The 14,870-nt window shown below is 39.8% G+C and carries 15 protein-coding genes; 8 read left to right on the top strand and 7 right to left on the bottom strand.

Annotation, left to right across the window (positions count from 1 at the left end; translation table 11 throughout):
* Positions 1-73: 73 nt before the first annotated feature.
* Complete coding sequence (locus tag H9X96_RS01560) at positions 74-706, bottom strand: response regulator transcription factor (protein WP_187664585.1); 633 nt, start codon at positions 704-706, stop codon at positions 74-76.
* Positions 699-3,566 carry a two-component regulator propeller domain-containing protein gene (locus H9X96_RS01555; RefSeq protein WP_187664584.1) on the bottom strand — a complete coding sequence of 956 codons (2,868 nt, stop codon included), beginning with the start codon at positions 3,564-3,566 and terminating at the stop codon, positions 699-701. Before H9X96_RS01555 ends, H9X96_RS01560 begins: the two co-directional genes overlap by 8 nt.
* 234 nt (positions 3,567-3,800) lie before the next feature.
* On the opposite strand from H9X96_RS01555, the gene H9X96_RS01550 reads away from it, so the two are divergent.
* From H9X96_RS01550 to H9X96_RS01540, 3 genes are all read left to right on the top strand, one after another.
* Positions 3,801-4,166 (top strand): VOC family protein, encoded by a 366-nt coding sequence (locus tag H9X96_RS01550; RefSeq protein ID WP_187664583.1) that lies wholly within the window; start codon positions 3,801-3,803, stop codon positions 4,164-4,166.
* Positions 4,167-4,175: 9 nt separating this feature from the next.
* A complete protein-coding gene (locus tag H9X96_RS01545) occupies positions 4,176-5,033 on the top strand; it encodes a helix-turn-helix transcriptional regulator (RefSeq protein ID WP_187664582.1) in 858 nt (285 codons plus the stop codon).
* Between the two features lie 84 nt (positions 5,034-5,117).
* Positions 5,118-5,573 (top strand): hypothetical protein, encoded by a 456-nt coding sequence (locus H9X96_RS01540; protein ID WP_187664581.1) that lies wholly within the window; start codon positions 5,118-5,120, stop codon positions 5,571-5,573.
* Positions 5,574-5,964: 391 nt separating this feature from the next.
* Here the strand turns inward: H9X96_RS01540 and H9X96_RS01535 are convergent, their stop codons facing one another.
* Entirely contained in the window at positions 5,965-6,564 is a 600-nt protein-coding gene (locus tag H9X96_RS01535) for a hypothetical protein (protein ID WP_187664580.1), read from the bottom strand.
* The gene (locus H9X96_RS01530) at positions 6,551-7,048 is read right to left on the bottom strand and encodes an RNA polymerase sigma factor (RefSeq protein WP_062549678.1); all 498 of its coding nucleotides are present in this window, start codon (positions 7,046-7,048) and stop codon (positions 6,551-6,553) included. Before H9X96_RS01530 ends, H9X96_RS01535 begins: the two co-directional genes overlap by 14 nt.
* A gap of 147 nt (positions 7,049-7,195) precedes the next feature.
* On the opposite strand from H9X96_RS01530, the gene H9X96_RS01525 reads away from it, so the two are divergent.
* The 4 genes from H9X96_RS01525 (at position 7,196) to rpmA (ending at position 9,961) form a co-directional block, all read left to right on the top strand.
* Entirely contained in the window at positions 7,196-8,581 is a 1,386-nt protein-coding gene (locus H9X96_RS01525) for a dicarboxylate/amino acid:cation symporter (RefSeq protein ID WP_187664579.1), read from the top strand.
* Positions 8,582-8,614: 33 nt separating this feature from the next.
* Positions 8,615-9,127 (top strand): hypothetical protein, encoded by a 513-nt coding sequence (locus tag H9X96_RS01520; RefSeq protein WP_187664578.1) that lies wholly within the window; start codon positions 8,615-8,617, stop codon positions 9,125-9,127.
* Between the two features lie 84 nt (positions 9,128-9,211).
* Positions 9,212-9,523 (top strand): 50S ribosomal protein L21, encoded by a 312-nt coding sequence (gene rplU, locus H9X96_RS01515; RefSeq protein ID WP_187664577.1) that lies wholly within the window; start codon positions 9,212-9,214, stop codon positions 9,521-9,523.
* A gap of 57 nt (positions 9,524-9,580) precedes the next feature.
* Complete coding sequence (rpmA, locus tag H9X96_RS01510; RefSeq protein WP_187664576.1) at positions 9,581-9,961, top strand: 50S ribosomal protein L27; 381 nt, start codon at positions 9,581-9,583, stop codon at positions 9,959-9,961.
* Positions 9,962-10,024: 63 nt separating this feature from the next.
* Here rpmA and H9X96_RS01505 read toward each other — a convergent pair whose 3' ends face one another.
* The gene (locus H9X96_RS01505) at positions 10,025-10,378 is read right to left on the bottom strand and encodes a helix-turn-helix domain-containing protein (protein WP_187664575.1); all 354 of its coding nucleotides are present in this window, start codon (positions 10,376-10,378) and stop codon (positions 10,025-10,027) included.
* 208 nt (positions 10,379-10,586) lie between these two features.
* Here H9X96_RS01505 and H9X96_RS01500 point away from each other — a divergent pair, with 208 nt between their 5' ends.
* The gene (locus H9X96_RS01500) at positions 10,587-11,549 is read left to right on the top strand and encodes a response regulator (protein WP_187664574.1); all 963 of its coding nucleotides are present in this window, start codon (positions 10,587-10,589) and stop codon (positions 11,547-11,549) included.
* Positions 11,550-11,598: 49 nt separating this feature from the next.
* On the opposite strand, the gene H9X96_RS01495 is transcribed toward H9X96_RS01500, so the two are convergent.
* On the bottom strand, positions 11,599-12,567 hold the full coding sequence (locus H9X96_RS01495; RefSeq protein ID WP_187664573.1) for a polyprenyl synthetase family protein: 969 nt from the start codon (positions 12,565-12,567) through the stop codon (positions 11,599-11,601).
* Positions 12,568-12,606: 39 nt separating this feature from the next.
* Entirely contained in the window at positions 12,607-14,736 is a 2,130-nt protein-coding gene (gene rnr, locus H9X96_RS01490) for a ribonuclease R (protein WP_187664572.1), read from the bottom strand.
* Positions 14,737-14,870 lie beyond the last annotated feature (134 nt).

The following is a 14,870-nucleotide window of genomic DNA, read 5'->3' as shown; positions in this document are numbered from 1 at the left end:
AGCTGCTTGATTAAGTAAAATGGCCGTATTCCAAAAAGGATATGGCCATTTTATTAGGTGTTTAAGCAAATTACTAAACTAGCCTTTTATCTTTTGCCACCTGAATTGCTTCAGCTTTAGTATTTACATTCAGCTTCGTGTAGATGTTTTTGGTATGTGTCTTTACAGTTTCTACCTCTATAAAAAGTTCTTTGGCAATTTGTCCTCGATCTTTACCGGTGGTCATCAGCTCCAGTATTTGCGTCTCTCTTTTAGTAAGCGGACTGTCCTGGTTCTTTTGAAGAGAAAGGATCACCGTTTTAGCCACATCAGGGCTCATCGGGCCACCACCATTCAAAACATCTTTAATGGCTTCAATTAACTTAGCTGTAGGCGTGTTTTTGGTGAAATAGCCGGATGCCCCATTTGCCAGTGCATCAAGGATCGTCTTTTCAGTTTCATAAACGGTGAGCATAATGATATATACCTGTGGCAGCAGCCTCTTCAATTGTGGAAGGGCATCGATGCCATTGGTGCCCGGAAGCTGAATATCCAGAATGATCACATCTGGCTGATCTTTACTGATTTTATGTTTTGCCGCATCGAAAGAAGGATAAGTAGCCACCACCTGATAAGGAGAAGTGTGGTTAATTAAGTAGGCATACCCTTCTCTAATGGTCTGATCATCTTCAATGATCACAACTCTTGATTCCGGCTGACTATACATTTTTTAGACGCATTAGAGTGGAAAGACTAACCGTTAATTTAATCTCTGTACCAGTTGAGTCTGAATTGATATTTAATTTTGCATTGATTCTTTTTGCTCTCACATTCATATTGTTTATCCCATGACCATCCATGGATCCTATGGGATCAAGCCCTTGTCCGTCGTCTTTTACTACGATTTTCAAAGTTTCCCCATCTACTGTTGCTGAAAACACAACCATCCCCGGTTTTGCGTGTTTCAGCGCATTGTGAATCGCCTCCTTAAAGATCATGAGCAGATTTCTGCTCACATCTAATGATAATTTACCATCGTATCCTCCCAGGTCAATATGAGAATGGAACGCTATATTAGTGTTGTTGAACATTTCCTTTCCAAATTCCTGGATATGCCCCAACAGTTCGGTTAACTTATCATTTTTAGGATTTAGTGACCACAATATGTCTTTAGTACCCCTATATAATTCATTGACATTGTCGTTGATTTTTGAGATGATACCTCTCTTTTCCGTATCATGTTCATCGATCATACTGCTCAATACCTCTGATAAGACGGAGATTCGGGTCAATTTGTTACCGAGATCGTCATGAAAATCTTCAGCCGTCTGTTTTCTAACCTTAAATTGCTCTTCCAGCTTGATGGTTAACCTTAGTTTTCGCTTACGCTCGTTTAAGTTCAGAATAATGTATACCATGAGTAACATCAAGAATACAATGAGTACAAAGATAAACAGTCGGAATACACCCGTCTGATAATATGGAGGGGTAATCTCAAAAGAAAAGGATGCCGTATTTAAAGAAGCAACCCCTGCTTTTGTAATGGCCTTTACCTGAAAAGTATACCTTCCCGGAGGAATCGAAGAGAAATTCATGGAAGTAGTGCTGATACTTTCGCTGTACTTATTATCCAGGCCAACCAAGCGGTACTGATACACTAATCCATCGGGACTGGCTAAAAAGATACCGGTAAAATTAATGTTCAGGTTATTCTGCTGGTAGGGAAGTGTGGCCATGTTACTCAGCTCATTCCCTTTGAAAACCGTTTGCAGTTTATTTTGTCTTCCTTTATTCTGTGCAAATGAGGTAACCGAATTGATATAGATAAAAGGAGGGACCGAAGGTTTTAACTCGTGGTTCCGGTTGTATACTACTGCGCCTTTTGTGGTACCTACCCAAATGTCGTTATCTCGTTGAAGAATAGCATTTTGATTACATTCTGCCAGTAAATTAGGTTCGTTGTTATTGCGGATTATACTAAAGTCCCTGATGTTAATTTTATTAATGCCTTTACCGGTACCTACCCATAAAATGCCTTGCTGATCCAGTAGTAAGCTGTAAATATGATCAGATGCCAGGCCATTTTGGGTATTTATAATCCTGGTTTTTCCGGTTTTACGATCCCAGCTTAGGATCCCGTTATCGGAAGTTCCGAAGAGTAAGGTGTTTTTTCCTAATTTTTCCATACAAAGGATGGAAGAACTGTTGAGCTGCGGCAGGTTTAAAGGTTTGGTCTGTCCTGGAATGTTGATGGGGTAAACCCCATCCTGGGTACCTACAAGAATTTCTCCCTCCGGAGTTTCTAAAAGAGTGCTACCAAATTGCTTACTCACCCATTCCAATTGTTTTGTTTTTTTATTCAGCAAATAGCAACCCGCATTGGTGGACAGCCAAATCTTACCTTTGCTATCTTCTAAAATGGCATTATAAGCAATAGAATGACCGTCTAGTGCCATCTGAATGATTTTCTTGCCATCATGACACCAAAGGCCGCCATAAACTGTTCCTATCCAGATGTTTTTTTGACGGTCGTTATATAGAAAATTGATGTTCTTAGTATCCTCCAGCTTGGAGGGGATAGGAATTTCCTTAATTTTTCCTGATTTATATTGAAATAAGCCACCATAAGTGCCAATCCATATTTCGTCGGCAGCAGGTCCATTCGCCAGACTCATTACGATTTTGCTATTGAGCCCCTGAGATTCATCGAAAATCACATAGTCCCTGTCCACATATCTGAAAAGGCCAGTCCCATCCGTCGCTAGCCAAATGTTGTTTTCTGCATCTTTAAAGATGGCATTGACCATATTGTTGGTAAACCCATTTTTTCCGTTGAAGTGAATTAAGCTGTTGCTGGTCAGGTAATAGGCTCCTGTACTGTAACCGATCCATATATTGTTCTTGGCATCCTGTTCTATGGCTGTAAATTTGCCAGATACATACTGACGGATGCGCTTGGCATCCAAACCATATAATCCATCGGCTGCCAGCAGCCAGAATTTATCGTGCTGCTGATGATCTGTGAAAAAATCAGAGATCATCAGGCCTTTTAAAAGCTCATTTTGCGGGTGCGGCACCCATCGGTCTTTTTCCAGGTAAAAAATACCTTTTTCTAAAATTGCTACGGCAATTTTTCCTTTATCGTCTACTTTTAAAGCAGTCACATTTTCCTGAGGATGATGGCTAACATTCAAAAAAATGTGTTGCTTTTCGTTGATTTTGAAAAGTCGGGAAGAGGAGAGTCCATACACTGTTCCATTGGCACTGGTCACGAGTTTGCTCACCCATTCTTTGGTTTGCGCATAATTATCGAATCGATTGCCGTTGAATTTAGAAATGCCCCGGGCAGTTCCCAGCCATATTTCATCGTTCTTCCCCAAACTAAGGGCCAGGGCGAAATTGTTACTCAGGCCGTTGGCTTTAGTGTAACTGGAAAACTGTTTACCATTAAAACAGCTTAAACCACCGAGGGTACTGATCCATAAACGGCGTTTGCTATCCTGAGTAACAGCAGTTACCTGTGATTGCGTCAGGCCGTCTTCAATATCATACTGTCGGAAATTATATCGCTGCGCGAAGCTGTACATACTGCATAGCAGGAGGGACAACCCAATGGAAAAAATCGTTTTGTAATACACTTTGGTGGGAATTCATGGTTTAAACCAGTGTAAATATATTTATACTGATAGAATTAAAAAATACCCCCTAAAGGGTGATTTTTTGCAATAGGGGAAATATACCCCCTCAGGGAGGAACAGATGGTGATTTGTGAAGCTTAAATTTGTTGAATAAATTATTAAAAAACTAACCCGTTACTTCCTATGATGACTGATGAGTTAAATTACCAGGTCATTTTTGTCAGAGATGTTTCATTAGCAGCAGCTTTTTTTATGGAGAACCTGGATTTGAAAAAGGAAGAGGATTTGTTGGTTGCCGGGATAAACTGTCCGGTGTTGAAAATGTTTAATGGCCATCGTCTAATGCTGCTGAAACATTTTGAACCCGAAACTGAACCCACAGTGATTTATACAGATGATTGCCTGCGGGATTTTTGTAAGCTCAAAAGAAAGGGTATAGAGATGTTCTCTGTTCCAATCTATCGGACAAAAGGACTGTCATGTGAGTTTTTTGACCCTTCAGGGAATCATATTTTGCTATTGGAGGAAAGAGATTATACAGATGCTTAATTAAAAAAAATGAGGTTTCAGAAAACATTGGTCGATAAAAATGAAGTCATTATGGAGTCTGCGTACGAGGCAAATTCTCCCCTGACCACAGGGAAGTACGCCATTCAGATGATCTTTAATGGTGCTGCAGCCTATACGATTGCCAATCGGGAATTGAATCTTTACTCAGGAAATTTTATCTTTTTAAATCAGGATACTTCCTACTCGAGGAAAATTGATTCTTCTGTGAAAGTCGATGCGATGTCTGTGCTTTTCGATCCTGATTTTGTGATTGATTTTGAGTATTCCAGAACGGCAAAAGATGAACTGTTATTGGATGAGCCTAAAGCTGAACAAAGAATAGCACCAGTTTTTGTCGAAGCCATTTACCCGCTGCAGGGAGATATGAAATTTAACCTCCTGAACCTGAAAAAGCAGGTTGAAGAAGGAAATACGGATAATTTATTGTTGAACACTTATCTAGAGCATTGCCTGTTGAACTATTATGCCCTCTATGATGCGGAAGTACTGAACAGAGCAGCTGCTCTGAAATTTCTCAGTCATACTACCAAATCAGAAATTCTGAGAAGGCTGAGCATCGCCAGGGATTACATCATCAGCAACTATAATAAGAACATTTGTTTAGAAGAAATTGCCAGGATTGCCTGTCTTTCAGTGAACCATTTTCTGAGGACTTTTAAACAAGCCTATCATCAGTCACCGCATCAATTTCTGACCAGCATCAGGCTCCGTCAGGCCAAATATTTTCTAAGAAATACCGATTATCCAGTCAATGAAATTGTAGATATCGTAGGTTTTGAATGCCCGAGTTCCTTCATCAGGCTTTTTAGAAATTCTTTCCACATTACTCCCGGTCAATACCGCTAGTTTTTCTATCGATATTTTATTATAAGTGTTTTTAGCACATTGGTAATCAGTGTATTGTGGTATTTTTAGTAAAAAAAACTGCTCATGAAAAATATTTTATTTGCCTGTTTTCTGATGCTTTGTATCGGCAGCACATCCGGCTTCAGTCGCCCGATAAATAATGATGATCAACTGCTCAAAAAAACAGTTAATAGTAAACCCCTAACGGTTGTAAATGCATTCATTGATGCAAGCACGCACATGGATGCCAAACTGCTTCATTTAGTATTGAGCGATAATGCAAAAGTAGGTGTATGCCAGGGGAAAAAGATAGGAAAGTATTCTAAACAGCAATTGGTTTCATTTTATAAAAAAACCGGTAAAACAGATCTGAACTGCGAATCCGACTATGAAATTGTATCCAGCAGCAGTACGCTGACTATAGTGCGTGTAGACCTTAAATTTCCGCTGTTTGTACAGCGCAGTTATATTACCATCGAACGTGGCGATGAAGGTCTTTGGGAAATTACACAGGTGAATAGGTTTAATGAAAATATTTAACTTGGTGATTTTCGCTTATTAGGAATTTTGATTCCTACCTATATTTGGAGCAGGAAATCCAAAGATAATTTCGGATGATTTAAATTTGGGTTAGTTAATAAAAGGAAAAGTCAACTTCGTAATGGAGCTGACTTTTTTTATATACCCTTTACCTGGTCTGGCAGTAGTCCTCGGTTGATGCCGGGAGGTAACAGTTACTTAGCTAGACTTTGGTAGGTGGCTGGGCCCTGCCAGACCCCTGCTGGCGCCTACTGATAGCCCTCTGAGAAATGACCATAAATCCGACTCAAATGACGGGTAAATGAAACCCTGATGCTAGGCTAAATTTCAAGAAAAAAGGAGCCATCTTCATCGCTCCCTTTGTTATTTTGTTTAGTTAAATTGAAACCGGTTAGGACCTTTCCTCAAATTGGCTTCCTAAACGTTCGAATTTCTCAATTAGTAAAGAAATTCTTTCTTTGTCTTTTTTAATAACTGCTTTTCTCACAAGTGTGGAACAAAATACCATCCAAAGGGTCGTGAAAAGAACGATGAGTACCTGTGCCCAGAGCGGCATATAAGTCACGATTTCAATGAGGTAAAGTGCCGAACCAATACTTAATGCAGCAGTATAAATCCAGTACATCTGATGGTACAGGTTGAATCTGCTGAGCTGATATTGTTTCAATCGGTTCAGAAACTCATTTGGGTGGGTAGTGAAATCATTTTTAGAAATTAACAGGTGACCTTTATATAACATAAATATAGACGCGGCAATAGCCAGAAGCACTACTGCGATTCCGGCATCGGTAGTCCAGGATTGAAAATCAAAGAAAACCCATAAACTTGCCACAGCAAGAAAAGAGATGCCCATACCTGCGATGTTTAAGATCGATTTTCTGCGTATAGTATTCACTTCTTTTTTTGCCTGTGCCAGCATCTCATCTGAAGATAGTTTAACTGCTACAGTATGGGATTGCCAAAGCGATTGTATCTGATCAAATTCTTGCATGCTGATTGTATAATTCTGTAAGTTTTAATTTTATGCGGTGGATTTTTACCCTCAGGTTCCCCTCGCTGATTCCTGAAATATCCGCAATCTCATGATATGGCAATTCATCCAGTACCATCGTAATGATTAAACGGTCGTTTTCTTCCAGTTGAGAGATCGATTTATAAAGTAATGCGACCTGCTCATTCTTTTCAGAGAGCTCTTCCGGACGGGTTTCAATGATGTTTTCTGTGAGTTCGTCTTTTGCCTGACGCTTTTCTGACCTCAAATAGGTAAGGCAAGTGTTTACTGCAATTCTATAAATCCAGGTGGAGATCAGCGACTTATTCCGGAACTTGTCCAGGTTCTGCCAAACCTTAAGAAAAGTCTCCTGAAGCAGGTCATTTGCAGCGTCTTGATCGCCCGTATAACCGTAACAAAGATGGAATATTTTCTTGGAATTGGTGTCGAAGATTTGCTTAAATAACAGGTCTTTCTCTTTCAATATGCGTCTTTTTATTATTGGGTTAGATAAAAATATAGCTTTTTGTTACAAGTTGATTGTATAAAGTTAGTTGCTTTGGTAATAATATTTAGAGAATAAAGTAATTGTTGTAGTTTTACAAACTGTATAAATACTTTAAAAGTTAGTATGTCAAAAAATAATAAGTTAACATTTTTCATTTTTCTGGCCTTGGTATTAGGCGTTGGATTAGGATATTATTTAAATGTCTCTTCATTTAAAGATTACAATGAAAACATTGCCAAATCAGAAACTCAGCTCAAAAATGTTGAAGTGAAATTGCTCAGCGTAAAAGACACAACTGTACAGCAATACGCAGAACTGAAAACGCAAAAGGTAGTCGCTACAAAGGCAAGAGCAGAAGCTGAAAAAGTGAGAGAGAAGGCATTAGAGCCACTGACTTTACTAAGTGATATTTTTTTGAGACTGATCAAAATGATCGTTGCCCCCCTTGTTTTCTCCACCCTGGTGGTAGGTGTAGCAAAAGTGGGTGACATTAAAGCTGTAGGACGTATTGGTGGTAAAACTATGTTATGGTTCATGAGCGCGTCCTTGTTATCACTGATTCTCGGAATGATCATGGTCAATATTTTCGAACCAGGATTAGCGATGAATTTACCATTACCGCCGGCAAATGCGGACACTGGGATTCATAAAGTGGCACTTTCCATGAAAGATTTCATCTCCCACATCGTCCCTAAAAGTATGACAGAGGCGATGGCAACCAATGAAATCCTGCAAATTGTGGTGTTCTCCCTGTTCTTTGGGGTAGCAACAGCTGCAATAGGAGAGAAAGGTCAGATCATCATTAAATTCTTTGATGCGGTCGCACACGTGATCCTTAAAGTAACAGGTTATGTGATGAATTTTGCACCCTTCGCTGTATTTGGTGCCATGGCTGCGATTGTGGCCAAGCAAGGTTTAAGTGTATTGTCTACCTACGCTATATTCATCGGAGAATTCTATGGCAGTATGTTCCTGCTTTGGGTGGTCTTGATTTTGATCGGCTGGACCATTCTTAAAGGTAGGGTGTTTAACCTGATGAACAGAATGAAAGAACCAGTACTGCTTGCTTTTAGTACCGCCAGCAGTGAAGCGGCATACCCTAAAACCATGCTTCAGCTCGAGCGTTTTGGCTGTAAAGATAAAATTGTAAGTTTTGTATTGCCGCTGGGTTATTCCTTTAACTTGGATGGATCAATGCTGTATATGACCTTTGCTTCCTTATTTATTGCACAATCTTATGGCATTCATTTGTCATTTGAGCAGCAGATTACGATGCTATTGATTCTGATGCTGACCAGTAAAGGGATAGCGGGTGTGCCTAGAGCATCTTTAGTGGTGATTGCAGGAACAATTGCCACCTTTAACATTCCGGAAGCAGGACTGGCTTTATTGATCGGTATCGATCCATTATTGGATATGGGTAGATCTGCAACTAACGTAGTTGGAAATAGCATCGCCACAGCGGTAGTCAGCAAATGGGAAGGTGAACTCACTGAGCCCCTCGACTAATTTATAAACACACCAATAATTACCATATATAACATGAGTACAAACGCGAAGAAAATCTTCCTATTATTCACCATTGTCGTCCCTTTCCTGGCCTATTGTGTCATCTATTACACGCCAATGTTTCGTAATGCGCCTTTTAAATCTACTGAATTCAAATCTATTGAATACAAATGGGGCGTAGGCAATAATCTGGAGAATACTTATAATTCCGAAACAGGGGATTATCAGTATGTGGATGGGAGAGACTCAGTGATCAAAACCAACGTAAAGCTTCGTCACAATGACATGCTTTATTTACACAGCAAAGCTGCGGAGATTGGTTTTTGGAACTTTCCTGATGTAATTGCCAACCAGGGAACCAACCTGGATGCGAATCAGGCATTGCGCTATGAGATCACTTTCAATTACAAGAAAAAATCTAAAAAGGTGATTTACCTGACGGATTACAATGAAATTCCTAAATTAAAAGGGCTGGCAGAGCAAATGAAAACCCTTGTGTCACAGAGTATCAATGACGCAGAGGAAAGGTATGGAAAGAAAAAGTAAATCTGTTATGGATTTAAAATAATTAATTCTATATTTGCACCTCGATAAAAAAAATAAACAGTTTAAAATAATAATTATTTAACAATGTACGCAATAGTAAATATAGCAGGACAGCAATTCAAAGTTGCAAAAGACCAGCACCTTTTTGTACACCGTTTGCAAGGAGATGAAGGCGCTAGTATTGAATTTGACAATGTATTGTTGGTTGAAGAAGATGGTAAAATTCAAGTAGGTGCTCCTACTTTGAAAGGTGCTACTGTTTCAGCTAAGATCGTGTCTCATTTAAAAGGTGATAAAGTAATCGTTTTCAAAAAGAAACGTAGAAAAGGTTACAAAAAGAAAAATGGTCACCGCCAGTACTTCACTAAAATCCAGATCTCTGGTATCAGTTTATAATTAATTGTTAAACAAAACGAATTACCAGATCATCAGGTAGTTCATAAAATATAAATCATGGCACACAAAAAAGGAGCCGGTAGTTCGAGAAACGGACGTGAATCGCATAGTAAACGCCTTGGTATCAAAATCTTTGGTGGACAGGTAGCAATCTCTGGAAACATCATCGTACGCCAACGCGGTACAAAACACCATCCAGATAAAGGAGTAGGTATCGGAAAAGACCATACTTTATTCGCTTTAGTTGACGGTACTGTAATTTTCAAAAAGAAACAAGATAACAAATCTTATGTTTCTATCCTGCCTTTTCCAGTAGTAATTACTGAAGAAGAAGTTGTAGCACCAGTTGCTAAAGCTGAAAAAGTAGCTGCTCCTGCAACGGAAGAAGCTGCTCCAGCTAAAAAAGCACCTGCTAAGAAAGCTGCTAAAGCAGAATAGTAGAACAATATTTAAAAGGGCCATGACGTAATGTTATGGCCCTTTTTTGCTTGCTTAATTATTTTAGTGGACTTTCTCTTTCAGGACTTCCAATTCCCTTGACAGCTTATCTACTGTACTGCTGAACTGCTTTAAGGTCTGCTCCAGCTCCTGAATGATCTGGTTGGCAGTAGCGAAGCCTGCTGCGCAATGTTCTTCCTCTTCGCCGTGAATCAGCCAATGGTAGGTTTTGCCATAATACCTGGCCAGTTTCTGGAGCGTATGAAAGGTGGGATATTGATTTCCAAGTTCTATTTGAGAATAATTACTTCTTGATAAATTAAGAACTTCCGCAATTAATGACTGGGAATGACCATTTCTAGCCCTCAAGTCTTTAATCCTGTCCCCAATATCCTTCTTTGATAGAATTTCTTGCATAACTAATATATATTTCGTTGATTTGCGTTGATTACAAATGAGTTAATTGTTTAATAAATAAGACAATTATGACTCCATAATCTGTTTTAGTACCAGTTTAACCGAAACAGAATTCAATTGTGTGAATGCTAAGGCTAATAAATGAAAACCACGAGGAAAGTATTTATAGGCTGTTTATACTCATTAAGTGCGTTAAAAGACCTAAAATATGCCAATTAGAAGGATTTGCGAAGCTTCAGACTGCTCGTTTTTTACCATTGATAAAAATTACCAGCTGGTATCTTTTAAAATGGAGTCACAGGATTATCTGGAAGGCTTTCTGTTAAAATCTCCCTCAATTGGGGACTCAGCTGTGGAAATCATTACACAGAAATACAGGAAGAATTTTCAAAGTTTGCTGATTAGGTGTTTTGGCGGACAAAGTTTCAGCATTGTACAGCGATTTGGAATTGAAAATATCAATGATTTGTTTCTTCAGATCATTTTTACCCCTATGTTTAAAGCCGGGATCGCTGATCAGGTATTGTGTACACTGGTGAATGATAACGATCGTTCTGGCTCTTTAAAAATGCTGGGCGAGTATTCTCACCTGACTTCGCATGAATTGAGGGCACCCATCACCAATATTCTGAGCCTTTCTACACTGACCAATTACCAGCAGCTGGAGAGCTTTGAAATTACTAAAATCAATCAGCTGCTGAATGACATTAACCTGCAGGCCGTAAAACTGGATGGAATCATTAAGATGCTCAATTCCATGATGCACAAACAGGAGGATGAAGACCTTTTTGCAGACCTGACAGAAAAGACCGATACTAACCATATTGTACTTGTAGATGATGACGTGATCACCAACAGGCTGCACCAAATGCTGATCCGGAAACAATGCTATGAGAAAAAAATAGCCTTATTCAACGATCCGGAAATCGCTTTAGGATACATTAAAGAGCACAAACCTGATTTGATCCTGCTGGACCTGCACATGCCGGAAATTGATGGATGGAATTTTCTGCAGATGATGGAAGAACATCAAATCTTTGTGGATGTCATTATTGTTTCTTCGTCTATAGATCCAAGAGAGCGATTGAGAGCCAAATCTTTTATGTGTGTTAAGGATTTCTATGTAAAACCGCTGACCGCAGAAAAAGTAAAGCAGCTATTAGAAGATTAGTCATTCCCCTTACAGCTGCTTTCTTTGTTTTGCATTGATTTTAAGCGCCTTAGTGCTCTCTATTCATCAACTGATTAGCTAATAGTCTCAATTCTTTTTTTCGCTCTTCAGGGACCGCTAATGCGCTTAGGGCCTGAAAGGCTTTATCGGAATAGTTTCTCATTTCCAGAATCGCCAGACCTCTGATGTCGTATTTATTATATAAAATGGTCATGTTGGCAATTTTATCATCGAAATCAATGTTGCTGCTTTGCTGCTCCATCTCCAGCAGGTCTGCAGGTTCAGCCAGTTCTTTTAGTTTCAGCAGGAGCATGGTCTTCTTATTGGCAATAATGTCTCCGCCAACCTGTTTTCCAAATTTCTCCGGATCACCATAAACATCCAGAATGTCGTCCTGTAATTGGAAGGCAATTCCTATGTTTTCTCCAAACTCATAGAGCTGTTCCGCATCTTCTACGCTTGCGCCTGCCACCTGAGCACCAAGTTTCATCGCGCCGCCTAATAAAACGGCTGTTTTTAAACGAATCATATTGATGTATTCGGCGATGCCTACGACTTCACGTTCTTCAAACTCCATGTCGAGCTGCTGACCTTCACAAACACCTTGCGCAGTGGTGTTAAAGGTATCCAAAGCGTTTTTCAGCACATTGCTGGCTAACATAGAGAGGTGTTTGTTGGACTCTACCATCATGACATCACCGCTAAGGATGGCATTGTTAACGCCCCATTTTTCATGAACACTTTGCTGACCTCTGCGCAATGGCGCATTGTCCATAATGTCATCATGAATTAAGGTGAAATTATGAAAGGTCTCGATGGCCAATGCCGCAGGGATCGCCTGCTCAATGTCGGTGTCAAATAAATCAGCAGCCATTAAAACTAAGGCTGGTCTGATCCTTTTGCCACCAAGGCTCATGATATAGCGGATCGGCTCATAAAGTTTTGCAGGGTGTGCTGGGTATTCGATCTTATAAATAGCATTTTCTATAATTTCTTGTAATTGGGTAGGAGTATACATGTTTTTGCAAAGGAATTTACCGAAGTATCTGTTTTAATATTATTGGATTAAAGAAAAATCTATTTGTCTTTTCGAGAGGTCTACTTTTTTCACTTTTACCTGTACTTCATCGCCCAGCTGATAAGTTTTCTTTTTACGCTGTCCAACAATACAATAGTTCTTCTCGTCAAGTACATAGAAATCGTCCGTCAGGTCTCTCAGACGAATCATACCCTCGCACTTATTGGCCATCAGCTCAATGTACATTCCCCATTCGGTAACGCCGGAAATGAGGCCTGTGTAGGTGTTTCCAATGTTATCTTCCAGGTATTCTGCTTGTTTGTATTTGATCGAAGCACGTTCTGCATCAGCAGCACGTTTTTCCATTGCAGAAGAGTGTGAAGCGGCAATTTCATATTCTTCTTCATTTGCAGATTTCTCACCATTCAGATAAGCGGCAAGGAGGCGGTGCACCATCACATCAGGGTACCGTCTGATCGGAGAGGTGAAGTGGGTATAGTGGTCGAATGCCAGGCCGTAATGGCTGGTTTTCTTAGTGGTATAAACTGCTTTTGCCATAGAACGAATCGCCAGCTGTGTCAATACGTTCTGCTCTTTTTTACCTTCCACATCTTCCATCAGGTAATTCAGTGATTTTGCAATCTCTTTATCTGATTTCGTATTGATCTTGTAACCGAAACGCGCCGCAAAAAGTGCGAAAGTGTTTAAGGTTTCCAGATTCGGGGAATCATGTGAACGGTAAATGAAAGTATATTTCTGCTTGCCTTTTCCTTTTTTGGAGATGAATTCTGCTACTTTTCTATTGGCCAGTAACATATAGTCTTCAATCAGTTTATGTGCATCTTTACGTTCTTTTACATACACGCCAATCGGCTTGCCATGCTCATCGAGTTTGAATTTAACCTCGGTACTTTCAAAACTGATCGCGCCTTCTTTAAATTTCTTTTCTCTCAGGATATAGGCCAGTTCATTTAGTTTAAGGATTTCTTCTGCATGATCGCCTTCCTTGGTTTCAATCACTTCCTGCGCTTCTTCATAGCTGAATTGTCTGTTGGAATGGATCACCGTACGACCAAACCATTGGTTAATGATGTTTGCTTTTTCATCCAGTTCAAAAACGGCTGCGAAACATAGCTTATCTTCATTTGGCCGTAAAGAACATACGCCATTGCTCAGGCGCTCAGGAAGCATTGGAATCACGCGATCTACGAGGTAAACAGAGGTTGCTCTGCCATACGCTTCTTTATCAAGCGCTGAATTTGGTCTTACATAATGAGAAACATCAGCAATGTGCACACCGATTTCATAATTTCCATTCTCCAGCTTTTTGAAAGAAATGGCATCATCAAAATCTTTTGCATCAGCAGGGTCAATCGTGAAAGTTACGGTATCTCTGAAATCTCTCCGACCTTCAATTTCGGCTTCAGAAACCTGCTCAGGGATGGCATTTGCCTCTTTTTCTACTTCCGGTGGGAAGCTCAGAGGAAAACCATACTGCGCAAGAATCGCATTCATTTCTGTATTGTTCTCTCCTTGTTCTCCGAGGATAGTCGTTATTTTTCCAATTGGATTTTTCACGCCTTCCGGCCAGTCCGTAATGCTAACTTGTACTTTCTGCCCATTTTTCGCACCGTTAAGGTCGCTCAATGGGACAAAAATGTCATGCAGCATTTTCTTGTCGTCCACGTTTACAAAGGCGAAACGGTCCGAAATTTTGATGACACCAATGAAGTCAGTTTTTGCACGTTGAATGATCTCGACTACTTCTCCCTCGTTCTTACGGCCACTTTTCTTGGCGTAGATATAAACTTTTACTTTATCACCATGAAGGGCATTGTGAAGCTTACGGGAAGAAACGAATACATCTTTTTCAAACTCATCATCAGGGACAATGAACGCAGCACCATCGGCAGTCATGTCGACTTTTCCTATGATAAACGTTTTTAGGTCTTTCAATCTGAACTTGCCACGTTCAGGTTCAGCGAAAATGCCTTTTTTAGCCTGTTGTTTCAATATATCGAGGATAGTTTCCTTAGCATCGGAATCTGTAATGTTTAATTTTGCGGACACCTGTTTGTAATTCAGGGCCTCTTTATTGCTTTTCTCCAGAACATCGCTGATTAATTGTATTAAAACGAGTTCTAAGTGAGATGATTTATTTTTTGCCATAGTATAGATATGAATCATTCGAAGGTAACAATTTGAAGTGGAAAAGCTGTTAAATGCCCAGTTAAATGTCTTTAATCAGGCAATACGACGCTGTAAATGGGCTTAAATCTGTGATAATGGATGGCTGATTTTTG

It is taken from the genome of Pedobacter sp. N36a (assembly GCF_014472395.1).
GTDB lineage: Bacteria > Bacteroidota > Bacteroidia > Sphingobacteriales > Sphingobacteriaceae > Pedobacter.
The sequence above is the reverse complement of the archived record's forward strand: the minus strand, read 5'-3'. Positions and strand labels throughout refer to the sequence as shown.

What these genes read in the sequence shown, in the direction of transcription:
- rpmA (WP_187664576.1), top strand. Translation starts at nt 9,581, where the DNA reads ATGGCACACAAAAAAGGAGCCGGTAGTTCGAGAAACGGACGTGAATCG.
- H9X96_RS01520 (WP_187664578.1), top strand. Translation starts at nt 8,615, where the DNA reads ATGAGTACAAACGCGAAGAAAATCTTCCTATTATTCACCATTGTCGTC.
- H9X96_RS01495 (WP_187664573.1), bottom strand. Translation starts at nt 12,567, where the DNA reads ATGTATACTCCTACCCAATTACAAGAAATTATAGAAAATGCTATTTAT.
- H9X96_RS01500 (WP_187664574.1), top strand. Translation starts at nt 10,587, where the DNA reads ATGCCAATTAGAAGGATTTGCGAAGCTTCAGACTGCTCGTTTTTTACC.
- rnr (WP_187664572.1), bottom strand. Translation starts at nt 14,736, where the DNA reads ATGGCAAAAAATAAATCATCTCACTTAGAACTCGTTTTAATACAATTA.
- H9X96_RS01540 (WP_187664581.1), top strand. Translation starts at nt 5,118, where the DNA reads ATGAAAAATATTTTATTTGCCTGTTTTCTGATGCTTTGTATCGGCAGC.
- H9X96_RS01545 (WP_187664582.1), top strand. Translation starts at nt 4,176, where the DNA reads ATGAGGTTTCAGAAAACATTGGTCGATAAAAATGAAGTCATTATGGAG.
- H9X96_RS01560 (WP_187664585.1), bottom strand. Translation starts at nt 706, where the DNA reads ATGTATAGTCAGCCGGAATCAAGAGTTGTGATCATTGAAGATGATCAG.
- H9X96_RS01535 (WP_187664580.1), bottom strand. Translation starts at nt 6,564, where the DNA reads ATGCAAGAATTTGATCAGATACAATCGCTTTGGCAATCCCATACTGTA.
- H9X96_RS01525 (WP_187664579.1), top strand. Translation starts at nt 7,196, where the DNA reads ATGTCAAAAAATAATAAGTTAACATTTTTCATTTTTCTGGCCTTGGTA.
- H9X96_RS01505 (WP_187664575.1), bottom strand. Translation starts at nt 10,378, where the DNA reads ATGCAAGAAATTCTATCAAAGAAGGATATTGGGGACAGGATTAAAGAC.
- rplU (WP_187664577.1), top strand. Translation starts at nt 9,212, where the DNA reads ATGTACGCAATAGTAAATATAGCAGGACAGCAATTCAAAGTTGCAAAA.
- H9X96_RS01555 (WP_187664584.1), bottom strand. Translation starts at nt 3,566, where the DNA reads ATGTACAGCTTCGCGCAGCGATATAATTTCCGACAGTATGATATTGAA.
- H9X96_RS01550 (WP_187664583.1), top strand. Translation starts at nt 3,801, where the DNA reads ATGATGACTGATGAGTTAAATTACCAGGTCATTTTTGTCAGAGATGTT.